Consider the following 17,403-nt stretch of genomic DNA (forward strand, 5'->3'; position numbering starts at 1 on the left):
GGCCCAAGGCCGACCCATGGCATCGTTTGCGACTTTCGATCATCGCGCTATATTTGCCGCCCCGATAGAGAAAACAACATGCTGATCATCCCGGTCAAGGAAGGCGAGAGCATCGACAAGGCGCTCAAGAAGTTCAAGAAGAAGTTCGAGCGCACCGGCACCATGCGCCAGTTGCGCAGGCGCCAGGCCTTCACCAAGCCTTCCGTGGCACGTCGCAAGGAGATCATCCGGGCGGCCTACAAGCTCAAGACCTACTCGCAGGAACAATAGACCCTGCGATCTTCACGTCCTCAAGGCGAAGGGTCCACCGGACTTTTCGCCTTTTTTGCTTCCATGCTCATCGGTCGCTACCTGGACCACCTGGCTTTCGAGCGGCGCGCCAGTCCTTTGACCGTGGCGGCCTATCGCCGGGACCTCGGGCAATTCGCCTCCTTCCTGGCCGCCCAGGGCCTTGACCAGCCCGAGATGGCCACCGGTCCGATGGTGCGTGCGTGGATGATGTCGCTGATGGAGGGTGGGACGGGTCCGCGCAGCGTCAACCGGAAGCTCAGCTCCCTGCGGGGGTTCTTCCGTTTCGCCAGGCTCACCGGATGCATAGGCAACGAACCCACCGCCCTGCTCGATCCGCCCAAGACGCCCAAGCGCCTCCCGGAATTCGTGGAGGAAAGACGCATGGACGAACTGTTCGATCCCGCGATCTGGCCGGAGGGGTACCAAGGCCGCCTGCACCGGCTGGTATTGGAACTGTTGTATGGAACAGGGATGCGCTTGGCCGAACTGCTCGGGCTGAAAGGGCAGGATGTCGATCTGGCCGCACGCACCCTGCGGGTCTTGGGCAAGCGGAACAAGGAACGGATCATACCCCTGGGCGATGAATTGGTCGATCGGCTCGCTGGCTACCTGGCTGTGCGGAGTGGGGCCGAAACCGGTGCCGGGCAGGGAAGCCCCTTGCTGTTGAACGAGCATGGCAAGCCCCTTTCGCGGCGTGCCGTGCAACGGATCGTGGCGAGGTATCTGGGCCTGGTCACTCCGCAATCGCGGAGAAGCCCCCATGTGCTTCGGCACACCTTCGCCACCCATATGTTGGAGCATGGCGCCGATCTCAATGCCGTGAAGGAGCTGTTGGGGCATGCCGGTCTGGCCGCCACCCAGGTGTACACGCACAACACGGTGGAGAAGCTGCGCAAGGTCCACGCCCAGGCCCATCCCCGGGGTGGTGGGTGAGGGCCGACCGGCCGGCGCGGCGGGTTCCATGCGAGGCCATACCCGGTATGGTCAGGGGTGGTTCCAAACCCTGTGGCCGACGTGCCTCCCGGTCTTCCTTCTGGCGTGCTTCGACTGTTTGGTAGCGAACGGTTTCTTGCTACATTTGCAGGCCCAATTCGGGGGGTTCGTTCTCCCGAAGGGGGTGAAAGGCGCGTTCTTTCCCTTGTTGTACAGGCCAATGTAGCTCAGCTGGTAGAGCAGCTGATTTGTAATCAGCCGGTCGTGGGTTCGAGTCCCTCCATTGGCTCCGAGAGCCATAGCATGGGGAGATACCCAAGTGGCCAACGGGGGCAGACTGTAAATCTGCTGTCTTACGACTTCGTAGGTTCGAATCCTGCTCTCCCCACCATCATCTCGGAGCCGACCCCCGATAGCCCCGAAGCTGATAGCCAGGGGTCACGGGCTGGACGGGTCAGCACTTCACCGGTCCCTTCAAGCGGGAGTAGCTCAGTTGGTAGAGCATCAGCCTTCCAAGCTGAATGTCGCGGGTTCGAGTCTCGTCTCCCGCTCTACGGCGCCCTTGGCATGGGCGCCTCACCCAAGGAGGTCCGCCTCCTGGTGACCAAGCCTTTGTAGCTCAGAGGTAGAGCACTTCCTTGGTAAGGAAGAGGTCACGGGTTCAATTCCCGTCAAAGGCTCCACGCGATCATTTGCGACCGACCAGTTGACACCAGGCCCTGTACAACGACCGAAGAACGGATACATCGAACAACAACCAACGACCGAACGACAATGGCAAAGGAGACTTTTCAACGCACCAAGCCGCACGTCAACATCGGCACCATCGGTCACGTTGACCATGGCAAGACCACGTTGACCGCGGCCATCACCAAGGTCCTGGCCGACAAAGGCCTGTCCGAGATGCGCAGCTTCGACTCCATCGACAACGCACCCGAGGAGAAAGAGCGTGGCATCACCATCAACACCGCCCACGTGGAGTACCAGACCGAGGCGCGCCACTACGCGCACGTGGACTGCCCGGGCCACGCCGACTATGTGAAGAACATGGTGACCGGTGCCGCCCAGATGGACGGCGCCATCCTGGTGGTGGCCGCCACCGACGGACCCATGCCCCAGACCCGCGAGCACATCCTGCTGGGCCGCCAGGTGGGCGTGCCCAAGATCGTGGTGTTCATGAACAAGGTGGACATGGTGGACGATCCCGAGCTGTTGGACCTCGTGGAAATGGAGATCCGCGAGCTGCTCAGCTTCTATGAGTATGACGGCGACAACACCCCCGTGATCCGCGGCAGTGCCCTGGGCGGCCTCAATGGCGAGCCCAAGTGGGTGGACACGATCATGGAACTGATGGGTGCCGTGGACACTTGGATCCCTGTTCCCCCCCGCGAGGTGGACAAGCCCTTCCTGATGAGCGTGGAGGACGTGTTCTCCATCACCGGCCGCGGTACCGTGGCCACCGGCCGCATCGAGACCGGCGTGGTGAAGACCGGCGACAACGTGGAGATCATCGGCATGCAGGAGGAGAAGATGAACAGCACCTGCACGGGTGTGGAGATGTTCCGCAAGCTGCTGGACCGCGGCGAGGCCGGTGACAACGTGGGTCTGCTCCTGCGTGGCATCGAAAAGACCCAGATCCGTCGTGGCATGGTGATCGCCGCCCCGGGCAGTATCACCCCGCACACCGAATTCAAGGCCGAGATCTACGTGCTGAAGAAGGAGGAAGGTGGCCGCCACACCCCGTTCCACAACAAGTATCGCCCCCAGTTCTACTTCCGCACCACGGATGTGACGGGCGAGATCACGATGGAGGCCGGCCGTGAAATGATCATGCCCGGTGACAACGTGACCATCAGCGTGAAACTGATCGTACCCATCGCCATGGACAAGGGCCTGCGTTTCGCCATCCGCGAGGGTGGCCGTACCGTGGGTGCCGGCCAGGTGACCGAGATCATCAAGTAAGCATAGCACCAAGGTCAGCAGGGCCGTCCGCCTTTCGGTGGGCGGCCCTCGCCGCCCCGGAGAACCACAGTACGAACGAACGGGTGTAGCTCAATTGGTAGAGCGACGGTCTCCAAAACCGTAGGCTGCGGGTTCGATTCCTGCCACCCGTGCCCAAGAAACCAGAACTCGTGGCCAGCTTCAAGACATATCTCACCGAGAGCTACACCGAACTCGTCCACAAGGTGTCATGGCCCACTTGGAAGGAACTCCAGAGCAGCGCCATCGTGGTGCTTGTGGCGGCCCTCATCGTGTCGGGCATCATCTTCGTCATGGACTACGTCTTTGGCGTGCAGAACATGGGCGCGGGTGATACCGGCGTCTGGAAAGGCATACTCGGCTTCATCTACAAAATGCTCACCTGATGACGGCGGTCGGCACCAAGAAGTGGTATGTCATCCGGGCCATCAGCGGCAAGGAGAAGAAGGTCAAGGAATTGATCGATCTGGAACTGTCGCGCACCAACATGGGCACCCACGTTTCTCAGGTGCTCATCCCCATGGAGAAGTTCTTCCAGATCCGCGACGGCAAAAAGGTGAGCAAGGAGCGCAATTTCTTCCCCGGCTACGTGCTCATGGAGGCCGACCTCACCGGCGAGATCGCCCACAGCATCAAGAACCTCCCGAACGTGATCGGCTTCCTTGGCGCCGAGAAAGGCGGCGAGCCCGTGCCCCTGCGCCAGAGCGAAGTGAACAGGATCCTGGGCACCGTGGATGAACTGGCCGATGCCGATGCCACCAACCACAACCCCTACCATGTGGGCGAGGGTGTGAAGGTGATCGACGGGCCCTTCAACGGGTTCAATGGCGTGATCGAGGAGATCAACGAGGAGAAGAAGAAGTTGAAGGTGATGGTGAAGATCTTCGGAAGGCGTACCCCGCTCGAACTGAGCTTCATGCAGGTGGAGAAGGAGGTCTGAACAGAGCATAACCGTCCGAGTCCGCCGCAGGGCGTACGTCAGCAGGACATAAAACAGGAACAATGGCCAAGGAAGTTTCGGGTCTCGTCAAGCTCCAGATCAAGGGCGGCGCGGCCAATCCCTCGCCTCCCGTAGGTCCCGCGTTGGGTGCCAAGGGGGTGAACATCATGGATTTCTGCAAGCAGTTCAATGCCCGCACGCAGGACAAGGCGGGCAAGGTGCTGCCGGTGGTGATCACCGTCTATTCGGACAAGTCGTTCGATTTCATCATCAAGACCCCGCCCGCCGCGGTGCAGATCATCGAGGCGGCCAAGATCAAGGGCGGCAGCGGCGAACCCCACACCAAGAAGGTGGGCAGCATCACCTGGGAGCAGGTGAAGGCCATCGCCCAGGACAAGATGCCCGACCTCAACTGTTTCACCTTGGAGAGCGCCATGAGCATGGTGGCCGGCACGGCCCGCAGCATGGGTGTCACCGTAACCGGCGAAAAGCCCTTCTGAGCCATGGCGAACGTGAGCAAAAAGCGCAAGGAGGCGTTGACCAAGTACGACGCCGCCAAGACCTACAGCCTGGAGGAGGCCACCCGCATCGTGAAGCAGGTGAGCACCGCCAAATTCGACGCCACGGTGGACATCGCCGTGCGCCTGGGCGTGGACCCGAAGAAGAGCACCGAAATGGTGCGCGGCACCGTGAGCCTGCCCCATGGCACCGGCCGGAATGTGAAGGTGCTGGTGCTGGCCGACCCCGCCAAGTGCGAGGAAGCCTTGGCCGCCGGTGCCGACATGGCGGGCCTGGACGACTACGTGGAGAAGATCAAGGGCGGCTGGACGGACGTGGATGTGATCATCTGCACCCCCGCCGTGATGGCCAAAGTGGGTGCCCTGGGCCGTGTGCTCGGTCCCCGTGGCCTCATGCCCAACCCCAAGACCGGCACGGTGACCATGGACGTGGCCAAGGCCGTGCGCGAGGTGAAGGCCGGCAAGATCGACTTCAAGGTGGACAAGGCCGGCATCATCCACGCGGTGATCGGCAAGGCCTCCTTCGATGCCGACAAGCTCAGCGCCAACGCCAATGAGCTGATCCAGACCCTGGTGAAGCTGAAGCCCAGCACCGCCAAGGGCACCTACATCAAGAGCATCTCCATCAGCAGCACCATGAGCCCCGGCGTCAAGGTTGACACCCGCGCCCTGGCCTGACAAACGACCAGCAACGACCATGGCAACCCGCGACGAAAAGAACCAGCAGATAACCGAGCTGGCCGAGGCCATCAAGGCCACCAACGTGCTGTATCTCACCGATACCAGCTCCATGAGCGCCGAGGCCACCAGCCAGCTGCGCCGCGCCTGCAACCAGCAGGGCATCACCCTGCGCGTGGTGAAGAACACCCTGCTCCGCAAGGCGATGGAAAGCCTGGAAGGCAAGGATTACAGCGAAGTGATCCCCACCCTCAAGGGGCAGACCAGCCTGATGATCGCCGGCAAGGGCAACGCTCCGGCCAAGCTCATCAAGGGCTTCCGCAAGAAGGACCAGACGAAACCGGCGTTGAAGAGCGCCTGGATCGACGAGGCCGTCTTCGTGGGTGATGAGCAACTGGTGATGCTCGCCAACCTGAAAGGGAAGGAGGAGCTCGTCGGCGACATCATCGCGCTGCTCCAGAGCCCGCTCAAGAACGTCATCAGCGGCCTGCAGGGCAGCGGTGGCCACAAGATCGCCGGCCTGGTGAAAGCCCTCGAAGAAAGGGCCGCCTGAACAAGACCCAACGCGTTACGCACTTCCACGATAGCTTCTCCTCAACCACTGTAACAACCCCCGCAAGATGGCAGATATCAAAGCCCTGGGCGATCAACTGGTAGGCCTTACCGTAAAGGAGGTCAACGAGCTGGCCCAGTACCTCAAGGACGAATACAAGATCGAACCGGCCGCGGCCGCCGTGGCCATAGCCGCTGGTCCGGCCGCTGGTGGCGGCGAAGCCGCCGAAGCCAAGACCAGCTTCGACGTGATCCTCAAGCATGGCGGCCAGAACAAACTGGCCGTGGTGAAGCTCGTGAAGGAGCTCACCGGCTTGGGCCTGAAGGAGGCCAAGGACCTCGTCGACGGTGCTCCGAAGCCGTTGAAGGAAGGCGTGTCCAAAGAGGACGCCGAATCCCTCAAGCAACAGCTCACGGAAGCCGGCGCCGAAGTTGAGGTCAAGTAAGGACCCATACGCGCTCGCGTCACGCCAGCACGGAGAGGCCCCAAGGCGGGCCTTTCCGGCTGTGCGGTGATCATCATGACCTCCCGCCGGCCGCTCCCGATCCAGCGCCCGGCGATGTAAGAACAGGATCGCTCACGTCCATCCACCGTCGTCCACACGATCGCAGCCATGGCCCAGGCGAAGCCCATCAACAAGAAGCACAAGCGTATCGATTTCGGCAATGCCCTTTCGATCGACTATCCCGACTTCCTCGATATCCAGCTGAAGAGCTTCGAGGAGTTCTTCCAGATCGACACCCTGCCTGAGGACCGGGTGAGCGAAGGCCTCTTCAAGGTCTTCAGCGAGAACTTCCCCATCACCGACACGCGCAACCAGTTCGTGCTGGAGTTCCTCGATTACTTCATCGATCCCCCGCGCTACAGCATCGATGAATGCATCGAGCGCGGCCTCACCTACAGCGTGCCCCTCAAGGCCAAGCTGAAACTCTACTGCACCGACCCCGAGCACGAGGACTTCGAGACCATCGTGCAGGACGTGTACCTGGGCCAGATCCCCTACATGACCCCGAAGGGATCCTTCGTGGTGAACGGTGCCGAGCGCGTGGTGGTGAGCCAGCTGCACCGCAGCCCCGGTGTGTTCTTCGGCCAGAGCCGCCACGCCAACGGCACCAAGCTCTACAGCGCACGGGTCATCCCCTTCAAGGGTTCGTGGATCGAATTCGCCACGGACATCAACGGGGTGATGTATGCCTACATCGACCGCAAGAAGAAGCTGCCGGTGACCACGCTGTTGCGCGCCATCGGTTTCGAGAGCGACAAGCAGATCCTGGAGATCTTCGGCCTGGCCGACGAGATCAAGGTCACCAAGACCGCCATCAAGGACGCCGTGGGCCGAAAACTCGCCGCCCGCGTGCTGAAGACCTGGGTGGAGGACTTCGTGGACGAGGACACTGGCGAGGTGGTGAGCATCGAGCGCAACGAGGTGCTCATCGACCGTGAGACGGTGATCGAGGAACACCACGTGGACCAGATCGTAGAAAGCGGCGCCAAGACCGTCATCCTGCACAAGGAGGGCATCAACGCGGCCGACTTCGCCCTCATCTACAACACCCTGCAAAAGGACACCTCCAACTCCGAGAAGGAGGCCGTGGAGGTGATCTATCGCCAGCTGCGCAACGCCGAACCTCCCGATCTGGAGACCGCCCGAGGCGTCATCGACAAGCTCTTCTTCAGCGAGCAGCGCTACGACCTCGGTGAGGTGGGCCGCTACCGCATCAACAAGAAGCTGGGCCTGGAGAGCGAGCTCAGCGTGCGCGTACTCACCAAGGAGGACATCATCTTCATCATCAAGTACCTGATCGAACTGGTGAACTCCAAGGCCGATGTGGACGACATCGACCACCTGAGCAACCGCCGCGTGCGCACCGTGGGCGAGCAGCTCCACAGCCAGTTCGGCGTGGGCCTGGCCCGCATGGCACGCACCATCCGCGAGCGCATGAACGTGCGCGACAACGAGGTGTTCACGCCCACCGACCTGATCAATGCCAAGACCCTGAGCTCGGTGATCAACTCGTTCTTCGGAACGAACCAGTTGAGCCAGTTCATGGACCAGACCAACCCGCTGAGCGAGATCACCCACAAGCGGAGGATGTCGGCCCTCGGCCCTGGTGGTCTCAGCCGCGAGCGCGCCGGCTTCGAGGTGCGCGACGTGCACTACACGCACTACGGCCGCCTCTGCACCATCGAGACGCCAGAAGGCCCGAACATCGGTCTGATCAGCTCCCTGTGCGTGTACAGCAAGATCAACAGCCTCGGCTTCATCGAAACGCCCTATCGCCCCGTGAAGGAGGGCCGGGTGGACATGAAGGCCGAGCCCATCTACCTGAGCGCAGAAGAGGAGGACAACCAGGTGATCGCCCAGGCCAACGCCAAGGTGGGCGACAAGGGTGATTTCCTCACCACACGCGTGAAGGCCCGCCTGATGGGCGACTTCCCCGTGGTGGAACCCAGCGAACTGGCCCTGATGGACGTGGCGCCCAACCAGATCGCCTCCATCGCCGCCAGCCTCATCCCCTTCCTGGAGCACAACGACGCCAACCGCGCGCTGATGGGCTCCAACATGATGCGCCAGGCCGTGCCACTGCTGCGCCCCGAGGCCCCCATCGTGGGAACCGGCCTGGAGGAGCGCGTGGCCCGCGACAGCCGTGTGCTGCTCACCGCCGAAGGGGAGGGCACCGTGAAATATGTGGACAGCGACCGCATCGTGATCGACTACAAGCGCACCGAAGAGGAGCGCATCGTGAGCTTCGACGGTGATGAAAAGGAGTACAAGCTCACCAAGTTCCTCAAGACCAACCAGAGCACCTGCATGAACCTGCGCCCCGTGGTGCGCAAGGGCGAGAAGGTGACCAAGGGCCATGTGCTGTGCGAGGGCTACGGCACCAAGGATGGCGAGCTGGCCATCGGCCGCAACCTGCAGGTGGCCTTCATGCCTTGGAAGGGCTACAACTTCGAGGACGCCATCGTGATCAGCGAGCGCGTGGCCTCCGAGGACATCTTCACCTCCATCCACATCGATGAGTACATCATGGAGGTGCGCGACACCAAGCGCGGCCTGGAGGAGCTCACCGCCGACATCCCCAACGTCTCCGAGGAGGCCACCAAGGACCTCGACGAGAACGGCCTGATCCGCATCGGCGCCGAGATCAAGGAAGGCGACATCCTCATCGGCAAGATCACCCCGAAAGGGGAGACCGACCCCAGCCCCGAGGAGAAGCTGCTGCGCGCCATCTTCGGCGACAAGGCCGGCGACGTGAAGGACGCCAGCCTCAAGGCCCCCCCCAGCACCAAGGGCGTGGTGGTGAACAAGAAGCTCTTCAGCCGGGCGGTGAAGGACAAGAAGGCCAAGACCAACGAGAAGTCCATCCTGGAACAGATCGACAAGGACCAGGACAAGGAACTCGGCACCCTGAAGAACGAGCTCATCGAGAAGATGATGCAGCTGGTGGGCGGCCACAACTCCAACGGTGTCTTCAACAAGTACAAGGAGGAGCAGATCAAGAAGGGCGTGAAGTTCAGCGCCAAGGTGCTCCAGGGCATCGACTTCATCACCGTGGACCCCACCGAGTGGACCGCGGACAAGAAGACGAACGAACTGGTGCGCCAGCTCATCCACAACTACAACATCCGCTATGGCGACATCAGCGGGGTATACAAGCGGAAGAAGTTCCAGGTGAGCATCGGCGATGAACTGCCCGCCGGCATCATCAAGCTGGCCAAGGTCTATGTCGCGGCGAAGCGCAAGCTCACCGTGGGCGACAAGATGGCCGGCCGCCACGGCAACAAGGGCATCGTGGCCAAGATCGTGCGCGACGCCGACATGCCCTACCTGGAGGATGGCAGCCCGGTGGACATCGTGCTGAACCCCCTGGGCGTGCCCAGCCGCATGAACCTGGGCCAGATCTACGAGACCGTGCTGGGCTGGGCCGGCAAGAACCTGGGCCGCAAGTACGCCACGCCCATCTTCGACGGCGCCACCCACGAGCAGATCGATGCCGAGACCGACGAGGCCGGCGTGCCACGCAACGGCAAGGCCTACCTCTACGATGGCGGCACGGGCGAGCGCTTCGACCAGCCGGCCACCGTGGGCGTGATCTACATGATCAAGCTGGCCCACATGGTGGACGACAAGATGCACGCGCGCTCCATCGGCCCCTACAGCCTCATCACCCAGCAGCCGCTGGGCGGCAAGGCCCAGTTCGGTGGCCAGCGCTTCGGCGAAATGGAAGTGTGGGCGCTGGAGGCCTTCGGCGCCGCCAACATCCTGCAGGAGATCCTCACCGTCAAGAGCGATGACGTCCTGGGCCGCGCCAAGGCCTATGAGGCCATCGTCAAGGGCGAACCACTGCCCGTCCCGGGCATACCCGAATCGTTCAACGTGCTGCTCCACGAACTCCGTGGCCTGGCGCTGAACGTATCCCTCGAAGGGAGCATGGAAGGCTGATCGACATCGGAACGAAAGGATAGCATAGCGAAGCCATGAAAAAGGAAGTGAAGCTCAACAGCAACTTCGAGAAGATCGTCGTCAGCCTCGCCTCGCCCGAGCAGATCCTCGAGCGCAGCCACGGGGAGGTGATCAAGCCCGAGACGATCAACTACCGCACCTACAAGCCCGAACGCGACGGCCTGTTCTGCGAGCGCATCTTCGGCCCGGTGAAGGATTTCGAGTGCCACTGCGGCAAGTACAAGCGCATCCGCTACAAGGGGATCGTGTGCGACCGCTGCGGCGTGGAGGTCACCGAGAAAAAGGTGCGCCGTGAGCGCATGGGCCACATCCAGCTGGTGGTGCCCGTGGCCCACATCTGGTACTTCCGCAGCCTGCCCAACAAGATCGGCTATCTGCTGGGCCTGCCCACCAAGAAGCTGGACCAGATCATCTACTACGAACGCTACGTGGTGATCCAGCCCGGCAACGCCGTGAACAAGGAGGGCGCGGCCGTGCAGTACCTGGACTTCCTCACCGAGGAGGAGTACCTCGACATCCTCGAGGCCCTGGGCAAGGACAACCAGTACCTGGACGACGCCGACCCCAACAAGTTCATCGCCAAGATGGGCGCCGACGGGTTGCACGACCTGCTGAAGCGCCTGGACCTGGACGCGCTGAGCTACGACCTGCGCCACAAGGCCAATACCGAGACCAGCCAGCAGCGCAAGAACGAAGCGCTCAAGCGGCTGAACGTGGTGGAGGCCTTCCGCGATGCCAACAGCCGGCGGCCGAACCACCCCGAGTGGATGATCATCAAGGTGGTGCCGGTGATACCGCCCGAGTTGCGCCCCCTGGTGCCCCTCGATGGCGGCCGCTTCGCCACCAGCGACCTCAACGACCTCTACCGCCGCGTCATCATCCGCAACAACCGCCTCAAGCGCCTCATGGAGATCAAGGCGCCGGAGGTGATCCTGCGCAACGAGAAGCGCATGTTGCAGGAGGCCGTGGACAGCCTCTTCGACAACAGCCGCAAGAGCAGCGCCGTGAAGAGCGAGAACAACCGCCCGCTGAAGTCCCTGAGCGATTCGCTCAAGGGCAAGCAGGGCCGTTTCCGCCAGAACCTGCTTGGCAAGCGCGTGGACTACAGCGCACGCTCGGTCATCGTGGTGGGCCCCGAATTGAAGCTGCACGAGTGCGGCCTGCCCAAGGACATGGCCGCCGAACTCTTCAAGCCCTTCATCATCCGCAAGCTCATCGAGCGGGGTATCGTGAAGACCGTGAAGAGCGCCAAGAAGATCGTGGACAAGAAGGAACCGGTGGTGTGGGACATTTTGGAGAACGTGCTCAAGGGCCACCCCGTGCTGCTGAACCGGGCACCAACCCTGCACCGCCTCGGCATCCAGGCCTTCCAGCCCAAGCTCATCGAGGGCAAGGCCATCCAGCTGCACCCCCTGGTCTGCACCGCCTTCAACGCCGACTTCGACGGTGACCAGATGGCCGTGCATGTGCCCCTGGGCAATGCCGCCATCCTGGAAGCCCAGTTGCTGATGCTGGCCAGCCACAACATCCTGAACCCGGCCAACGGCGCGCCCATCGCGGTGCCCAGCCAGGACATGGTGCTCGGCCTCTACTACATCACCAAGGGCCGGAAGAGCGACGCCGAGAAGAAGATGAAGGGCGAAGGCATGACCTTCTACAGCCCCGAGGAGGTGATCATCGCCTACAACGAGGGTCGCCTGGACCTGCACACCTTCATCAAGCTGCGCTGGACCGGTGTGGACGGCAAGAGCCACATGATCGAGACCACCTGCGGCCGCACCCTCTTCAATGAGGTGGTGCCCAACGAGGTGGGCTTCATCAACGAGGTGCTCACCAAGAAGGCCCTGCGCGACATCATCGGCAATGTGCTGAAGGAGACCGGCGTGGCCCGGACCGCCCAGTTCCTGGACGACATCAAGGACATGGGCTTCATGAGCGCCTTCCGCGGCGGCCTCAGCTTCAACCTGGACGACGTGGTGATCCCCGACGCCAAGGAGAAACTGGTGAAGGCCGCCCAGAGCGAGGTGGACGAGGTGACGGGCAACTACAACATGGGCCTCATCACCAACAACGAGCGCTACAACCAGACGATCGACATCTGGACGCACACCAACTCCAAGGTGACCTTCAGCCTGATGGAGCGCATCAAGAACGACCGCCAGGGCTTCAACTCCATCTACATGATGATGGACAGCGGCGCCCGCGGTTCCAAGGAACAGATCCGCCAGCTCAGTGGCATGCGCGGCCTGATGGCCAAGCCCCAGAAAGGCGGCGGTGGCGGAGGCCAGGACATCATCGAGAACCCCATCCTCTCCAACTTCAAGGAGGGCCTCTCGATCCTGGAGTACTTCATCTCCACCCACGGTGCCCGGAAAGGTCTGGCCGATACCGCCCTGAAGACCGCCGACGCCGGCTACCTCACCCGCCGCCTGGTGGACGTGGCGCAGGACGTGGTGATCACCACGGACGACTGCGGCACCCTGCGCGGTCTGGTGGCCACGGCCCTGAAGAAGAACGAGGAGATCGTGGAGAGCCTCTACGACCGCATCCTGGGCCGCACCAGTGTGCATGATGTGCTGCACCCGCAGACCGGGGAGGCCATCGTGCGCAGCGGCGAACAGATCAATGAGGACATCGCCGCGGCCATCGCCTCCAGCCCCATCGAGGAAGTGGAGATCCGCAGCGTGCTCACCTGCGAGCAGAAGAAGGGCGTTTGCGCCAAGTGCTACGGCCGCAACCTGGCCACCGGCCGCAAGGTGCAGGCCGGGGAGGCCGTGGGCGTCATCGCCGCGCAGTCCATCGGTGAACCCGGCACGCAGCTCACCCTGCGCACCTTCCACGTGGGCGGTGTGGCCGGCAAGATCACCGAAGAGAGCGAGATCCGCGCGAAGTACGACGGTATCCTGGAGATCGACGAGCTGCGCACCGTGAAGCGCAAGGACCGCAAGGGCGAGGACGCCGAGGTGGTCATCAGCCGCAGCACCGAGATGCGCATCGTGGACGCCAACACCGGCATCGTGCTCACCACGAGCAACGTGCCCTACGGCGCCTTCCTCTATACCCAGGGCGGAGGCAAGATCGCCAAGGGCGACCTGATCTGCACCTGGGACCCGTACAACGCGGTGATCATCTCCGAATTCGCAGGCAAGCTCGAGTTCGAGAGCATCGAGGAGAACGCCACCTACCGGGAGGAGATCGATGAACAGACCGGCTTCGCCGAGAAGGTGATCATCGAGAGCCGCGACAAGCGGAAGAACCCCACCATCAAGATCATGGACCCCAAGGGCAAGGAGGAGCTGAAGAGCTACAGCCTGCCTGTGGGCGCCCACATCATGGTGAAGGAGGGCCAGAAGGTGGAGGCCGGCGACGTGCTGGTGAAGATCCCGCGCAGCAGCGGCAAGGGCGGTGACATCACCGGCGGTCTGCCCCGCGTGACCGAACTGTTCGAGGCGCGCAACCCCAGCAACCCGGCCGTGGTGAGCGAGATCGACGGCATCGTCTCCTACGGCAAGATCAAGCGCGGCAACCGCGAGATCATCGTGGAAAGCCGCACCGGCGAGCGCAAGACCTACCTGGTGCCCCTGAGCAAGCACATCCTGGTGCAGGAGAACGACTTCATCAAGGCCGGTGCCCCACTCAGCGATGGCGCCATCAGCCCCGGTGACATCCTCAACATCCAGGGCCCCACACGTGTGCAGGAGTACCTGGTGGACGAGGTGCAGGAGGTGTACCGCATGCAGGGCGTGAAGATCAACGACAAGCACTTCGAGGTGATCGTGCGCCAGATGATGCGCAAGGTGGAGATCGAGGATCCCGGCGACACGCGCTTCCTGGAACGCCAGAGCGTGAACAAGGTGGAGTTCATGGAGGAGAACGACGCCATCTACGACAAGGTGGTGGTCACCGACGCCGGCGACAGCGCCACCCTGAAGGAGGGCCAGATCCTGAGCATGCGCAAGCTGCGCGACGAGAACAGCGCCTTGAAGCGCAAGGACCAGAAGCTGGCCGAGGCGCGACCCGCCAAGCCCGCCACGGCCCGCACGCTGCTGCAGGGCATCACCCGCGCCTCGCTGCAGACCGAGAGCTTCATCAGCGCCGCTTCCTTCCAGGAGACCACCAAGGTGCTCAACGAGGCCGCGGTCAACGCCAAGGAGGACCACCTCAACGGCTTGAAGGAGAACGTGATCGTGGGCCATCTCATCCCTGCCGGCACCGGGGCGCGCAACTACCAGCGCACCATCGTGGCCAACAAGGACGAATACCAGCGCCTGCTGGCCGAGAAGCTCACCGAACAGGAGATCGACGAGTGATCACCGGCGCATGGCAGGGGCGCATCCTTATGCGCCCCTGCCGCGCCGATAGTTCCGACCACCATGGCAGACCAGAAGGAACAACCCCGCCCCAACCAGCTGAACATCGAGATCAGCGAGGAGGTGGCCGATGGCATCTACAGCAACCTCGCCATCATCACGCACAGCAACTCGGAGTTCGTGCTGGACTTCGTGCGCGTGATGCCGGGCGTGCCCAAGGCCAAGGTGCGTGCGCGCATCCTGCTCACGCCGCAGCACGCCAAGCGGTTGATGCGGGCCCTGGCGGACAACATCCACAAGTTCGAGGCGGTGCACGGCACCATCAACGAAGGCACCGAGGTGCCCATGAACTTCGGCGGGCCCACAGCCCAGGCTTGACCGCCTTGCCCAAGATCCTGAAGAGACCCCGGCCCGGCCGGGGTCCTTTCTTTCAGGCCGTTCCTACTCCTGCGCCTTCTGGTTGAAAAGGATGTAGCCGAAGTTCAGGCTCCACACCCAGGGGTTGCGCAGCCCGTCGAAGAAGCTCAGGTTGAACCAGACCGGCCCGACCGGACTCTGGTAGATCAGCGAACCCGAGCCGATGAAGTAGCGCTGCGTGAAGGCCGGCGCCGTTTCCGTTTCGGCCTCGTCGCCCCGGATGAAGGGCTCGTAGGGCTGGAACACATAGCCCTCCAGGCGCAGGTCGAACCGGTTGCGGGCCACGGCCACGATGGTGCGGACACCACCGGCCACGTAGGTGGGCGCGCGGAACTCCGGTATGAACCAGGTGCGGCTTTCCGGCGTGGGGTGGAACACCGGGCTGCGGATCACGCTCGCCGTGTAGTTCTGGAAGGCCGGCATCGTGCTGGCCACGCCCTCCGCCATGAGGCCGAATTTGAAGATGCCCCGGGGCAGGAAGTACTGGTCCAGCGTCACTTTCAGTTGCAACCATTCGTGGTGCGCCTTCCATTGCGCCTGGTCCACCTGTGTGGAACCCGGGTCGGTGATCTCATCGCCCCCCGTATAACGGATCTCCGCGCGAAAACTCTCCCCGGCGTTGGGGTGCTGCTTCCGGTTCAGCGAGTTGCGCTCCAACAGCAGGCCCGTGGTGAAATGATAGAAGCGCGTCATATCCGCGGTGTCCGTGCTGCTGAAGCCGTCGCGCTGGTAGTAACGGTCCATGGTCTCCACCAATTTGCCGTCCCAGCGCAGCAGGCCCTTGTTGCCCATGCCCATCCCCACGTTCGCCCCGCCCCAGGTCTCACGCATCACCACGAAGGCCGGCGGCACCTCATCGAAGAAGGTGGCGAAGCCGCGGAAGTGGTCCCAGCGATGCAGGGTGAAGACGGGTTCCACGTAGAGGGGCACCTTCGTGCTGAGGTCGTTGCGCAGCCGCACCTGGCCGGCGGCGTAGAACTTGCCGAAGTAGGAGAGGGCGTCGATCCGCGCCGAACTGCGGCCGAAGAGGTTGTAGCGCATCGCCACCATGCCCGTGTTGATGGGCCGGGAGGAGAACATGCCGCCGAAACGGACCTCCAGGTCCTTCTCCGGTTTCACGATGAGGTCCAGGTCGTGGTCGCCGCGCTCAGGCACGTAGGTGGCGCGTGGCACCATCAGCGCGATGTTCGGGTCGGCGTACAAGCGGAAGTAGGCGGGCTTCAATTCCTCCAGGGAGAAGGATGCCCCGGTGCGATGCGGCAGGCTGCGCTCGATGAACCGCGCCTGCGACCGCTTCAGTCCGTGGATGCGGACATCACCGAAGATCAGGGGGCGCAACTGGGACCGGAATTCCCGGCGCCTTTGTGCCACCTCCTCCACGTGCACATGGCGGCGCAATTGCGCCAGGATCTCCGGCATGCGCGCCATGGCGGCGCGGTAACCATCGGCGATGGTGCGTCCCGGATCGCTGAAATCGAACAGGGAGGTGGTGGTCACCGGTTCGATGATCACGCCCTCCTCGCAGATCACCGTATAGTCCGTACGTCCCTGCATCATGGCGCGCAGCTGGCTCAGCAGGTCGTCCTCGCTGGGTGGCGGCGCGTTGTAGGCCACGTTGCTGCCGATGATGAAGTCCGGCAGGAAGTCGGCGTACATCACATCGCTGGGAAAGTTGTTGTAGAGGCCGCCATCCATCATCAGGTTGCCGTCCACGCGGATGGGCTTGAAGTAGAAGGGGTAGCTCATGCTGGCACGCACGGCCTGCGCCAGATCGCCCTGCTTGAAGACCACCGCGCGCTGGTTGGTGATGTCGGAGGCCACGCAGCGGAAGGGCACGAAGAGCTTGTCCATGTCGTAGCCCGCCAACGCCGAGGCGGGCCCGAAGCCACGCATCAGCTCGAAATCCACCAGCACCGGGCTGCGCAGGTTGGTGGGCAACGAGGTCTGCAGGGCCGTGTCCAGGTTGAAGCGCAGCGTGATGAGCGAGGCGTCCAACGCGTCGCGCTTGAAGTGGTACTGGAAGCGTGTCTCCACGCCACCTTCGGCCATGGTGCGGTAGAGGTCGGTGCGGAAGAGCGAATCGATCTCCCAGGGTGACATGCCGGAGGCGTACATGGCGCCGATGAGGGCGCCCATGCTGCTGCCCGTGATGTAATCGACGGGCACGCCGCTCTCCTCCAAGGCCTGCAGCACGCCGATGTGCGTAAGGCCCACGGCGCCGCCGCCGCTGAGCACCACGCCCACCTTCTGGCCGTGCATGGCAGCGGCAAGGAGTGTTGCGAACAGCAGCGCGTGGAGGCGTGGCATGGGGCGGG

The 17,403-nt window shown here is 62.9% G+C and carries 13 protein-coding genes and 5 tRNA genes; 17 read left to right on the forward strand and 1 reads right to left on the reverse strand.

All coding sequences use genetic code 11. The annotated features are described in order from the left end of the window. Positions 1–78: 78 nt before the first annotated feature. From rpsU to KIT10_15560, 17 genes are all read left to right on the forward strand, one after another. Positions 79–270 carry a 30S ribosomal protein S21 gene (rpsU, locus tag KIT10_15480; GenBank protein MCW5900662.1) on the forward strand — a complete coding sequence of 64 codons (192 nt, stop codon included), beginning with the start codon at positions 79–81 and terminating at the stop codon, positions 268–270. A 63-nt stretch (positions 271–333) separates the two neighbouring features. After that, on the forward strand, positions 334–1,224 hold the full coding sequence (locus KIT10_15485) for a tyrosine-type recombinase/integrase (protein MCW5900663.1): 891 nt from the start codon (positions 334–336) through the stop codon (positions 1,222–1,224). Between the two features lie 216 nt (positions 1,225–1,440). After that, a tRNA-Thr gene (locus KIT10_15490) sits at positions 1,441–1,513 on the forward strand. 16 nt (positions 1,514–1,529) lie between these two features. Next, positions 1,530–1,615, forward strand: a tRNA-Tyr gene (locus KIT10_15495). 87 nt (positions 1,616–1,702) lie between these two features. Then, positions 1,703–1,775 (forward strand) — tRNA-Gly (locus KIT10_15500). Between the two features lie 57 nt (positions 1,776–1,832). After that, a tRNA-Thr gene (locus tag KIT10_15505) sits at positions 1,833–1,907 on the forward strand. Between the two features lie 91 nt (positions 1,908–1,998). Further along, complete coding sequence (tuf, locus tag KIT10_15510; protein MCW5900664.1) at positions 1,999–3,186, forward strand: elongation factor Tu; 1,188 nt, start codon at positions 1,999–2,001, stop codon at positions 3,184–3,186. Between the two features lie 79 nt (positions 3,187–3,265). Then, positions 3,266–3,338 (forward strand) — tRNA-Trp (locus KIT10_15515). Between the two features lie 18 nt (positions 3,339–3,356). Further along, positions 3,357–3,590, forward strand: coding sequence for a preprotein translocase subunit SecE (gene secE / locus KIT10_15520; protein ID MCW5900665.1), 234 nt, complete (start codon positions 3,357–3,359; stop codon positions 3,588–3,590). Further along, on the forward strand, positions 3,590–4,144 hold the full coding sequence (gene nusG, locus KIT10_15525) for a transcription termination/antitermination factor NusG (GenBank protein ID MCW5900666.1): 555 nt from the start codon (positions 3,590–3,592) through the stop codon (positions 4,142–4,144). Before secE ends, nusG begins: the two co-directional genes overlap by 1 nt. A gap of 62 nt (positions 4,145–4,206) precedes the next feature. Further along, the gene (rplK, locus tag KIT10_15530) at positions 4,207–4,644 is read left to right on the forward strand and encodes a 50S ribosomal protein L11 (GenBank protein ID MCW5900667.1); all 438 of its coding nucleotides are present in this window, start codon (positions 4,207–4,209) and stop codon (positions 4,642–4,644) included. Positions 4,645–4,647: 3 nt separating this feature from the next. Next, complete coding sequence (rplA, locus tag KIT10_15535) at positions 4,648–5,340, forward strand: 50S ribosomal protein L1 (GenBank protein ID MCW5900668.1); 693 nt, start codon at positions 4,648–4,650, stop codon at positions 5,338–5,340. Between the two features lie 19 nt (positions 5,341–5,359). Then, positions 5,360–5,893 carry a 50S ribosomal protein L10 gene (gene rplJ / locus KIT10_15540; protein ID MCW5900669.1) on the forward strand — a complete coding sequence of 178 codons (534 nt, stop codon included), beginning with the start codon at positions 5,360–5,362 and terminating at the stop codon, positions 5,891–5,893. 67 nt (positions 5,894–5,960) lie between these two features. Then, positions 5,961–6,338, forward strand: coding sequence for a 50S ribosomal protein L7/L12 (rplL, locus tag KIT10_15545; GenBank protein ID MCW5900670.1), 378 nt, complete (start codon positions 5,961–5,963; stop codon positions 6,336–6,338). 168 nt (positions 6,339–6,506) lie between these two features. Continuing rightward, the gene (gene rpoB / locus KIT10_15550; protein ID MCW5900671.1) at positions 6,507–10,340 is read left to right on the forward strand and encodes a DNA-directed RNA polymerase subunit beta; all 3,834 of its coding nucleotides are present in this window, start codon (positions 6,507–6,509) and stop codon (positions 10,338–10,340) included. 35 nt (positions 10,341–10,375) lie between these two features. Further along, positions 10,376–14,671: a DNA-directed RNA polymerase subunit beta' gene (rpoC, locus tag KIT10_15555; GenBank protein ID MCW5900672.1), complete on the forward strand. Its 4,296-nt coding sequence runs from the start codon at positions 10,376–10,378 to the stop codon at positions 14,669–14,671. Between the two features lie 63 nt (positions 14,672–14,734). Continuing rightward, entirely contained in the window at positions 14,735–15,049 is a 315-nt protein-coding gene (locus KIT10_15560) for a DUF3467 domain-containing protein (protein MCW5900673.1), read from the forward strand. Between the two features lie 63 nt (positions 15,050–15,112). On the opposite strand, the gene KIT10_15565 is transcribed toward KIT10_15560, so the two are convergent. Next, complete coding sequence (locus KIT10_15565) at positions 15,113–17,395, reverse strand: patatin-like phospholipase family protein (GenBank protein ID MCW5900674.1); 2,283 nt, start codon at positions 17,393–17,395, stop codon at positions 15,113–15,115. Positions 17,396–17,403 lie beyond the last annotated feature (8 nt).

Source organism: Flavobacteriales bacterium (assembly GCA_026129465.1).
GTDB lineage: Bacteria > Bacteroidota > Bacteroidia > Flavobacteriales_F > PHOS-HE28 > PHOS-HE28.

Coding starts and splice junctions, on each gene's coding strand:
- rpsU (MCW5900662.1), top strand. CDS start 79: ATGCTGATCATCCCGGTCAAGGAAGGCGAGAGCATCGACAAGGCGCTC.
- KIT10_15485 (MCW5900663.1), top strand. CDS start 334: ATGCTCATCGGTCGCTACCTGGACCACCTGGCTTTCGAGCGGCGCGCC.
- tuf (MCW5900664.1), top strand. CDS start 1,999: ATGGCAAAGGAGACTTTTCAACGCACCAAGCCGCACGTCAACATCGGC.
- nusG (MCW5900666.1), top strand. CDS start 3,590: ATGACGGCGGTCGGCACCAAGAAGTGGTATGTCATCCGGGCCATCAGC.
- rplK (MCW5900667.1), top strand. CDS start 4,207: ATGGCCAAGGAAGTTTCGGGTCTCGTCAAGCTCCAGATCAAGGGCGGC.
- rplA (MCW5900668.1), top strand. CDS start 4,648: ATGGCGAACGTGAGCAAAAAGCGCAAGGAGGCGTTGACCAAGTACGAC.
- rplJ (MCW5900669.1), top strand. CDS start 5,360: ATGGCAACCCGCGACGAAAAGAACCAGCAGATAACCGAGCTGGCCGAG.
- rplL (MCW5900670.1), top strand. CDS start 5,961: ATGGCAGATATCAAAGCCCTGGGCGATCAACTGGTAGGCCTTACCGTA.
- rpoB (MCW5900671.1), top strand. CDS start 6,507: ATGGCCCAGGCGAAGCCCATCAACAAGAAGCACAAGCGTATCGATTTC.
- rpoC (MCW5900672.1), top strand. CDS start 10,376: ATGAAAAAGGAAGTGAAGCTCAACAGCAACTTCGAGAAGATCGTCGTC.
- KIT10_15560 (MCW5900673.1), top strand. CDS start 14,735: ATGGCAGACCAGAAGGAACAACCCCGCCCCAACCAGCTGAACATCGAG.
- KIT10_15565 (MCW5900674.1), bottom strand. CDS start 17,395: ATGCCACGCCTCCACGCGCTGCTGTTCGCAACACTCCTTGCCGCTGCC.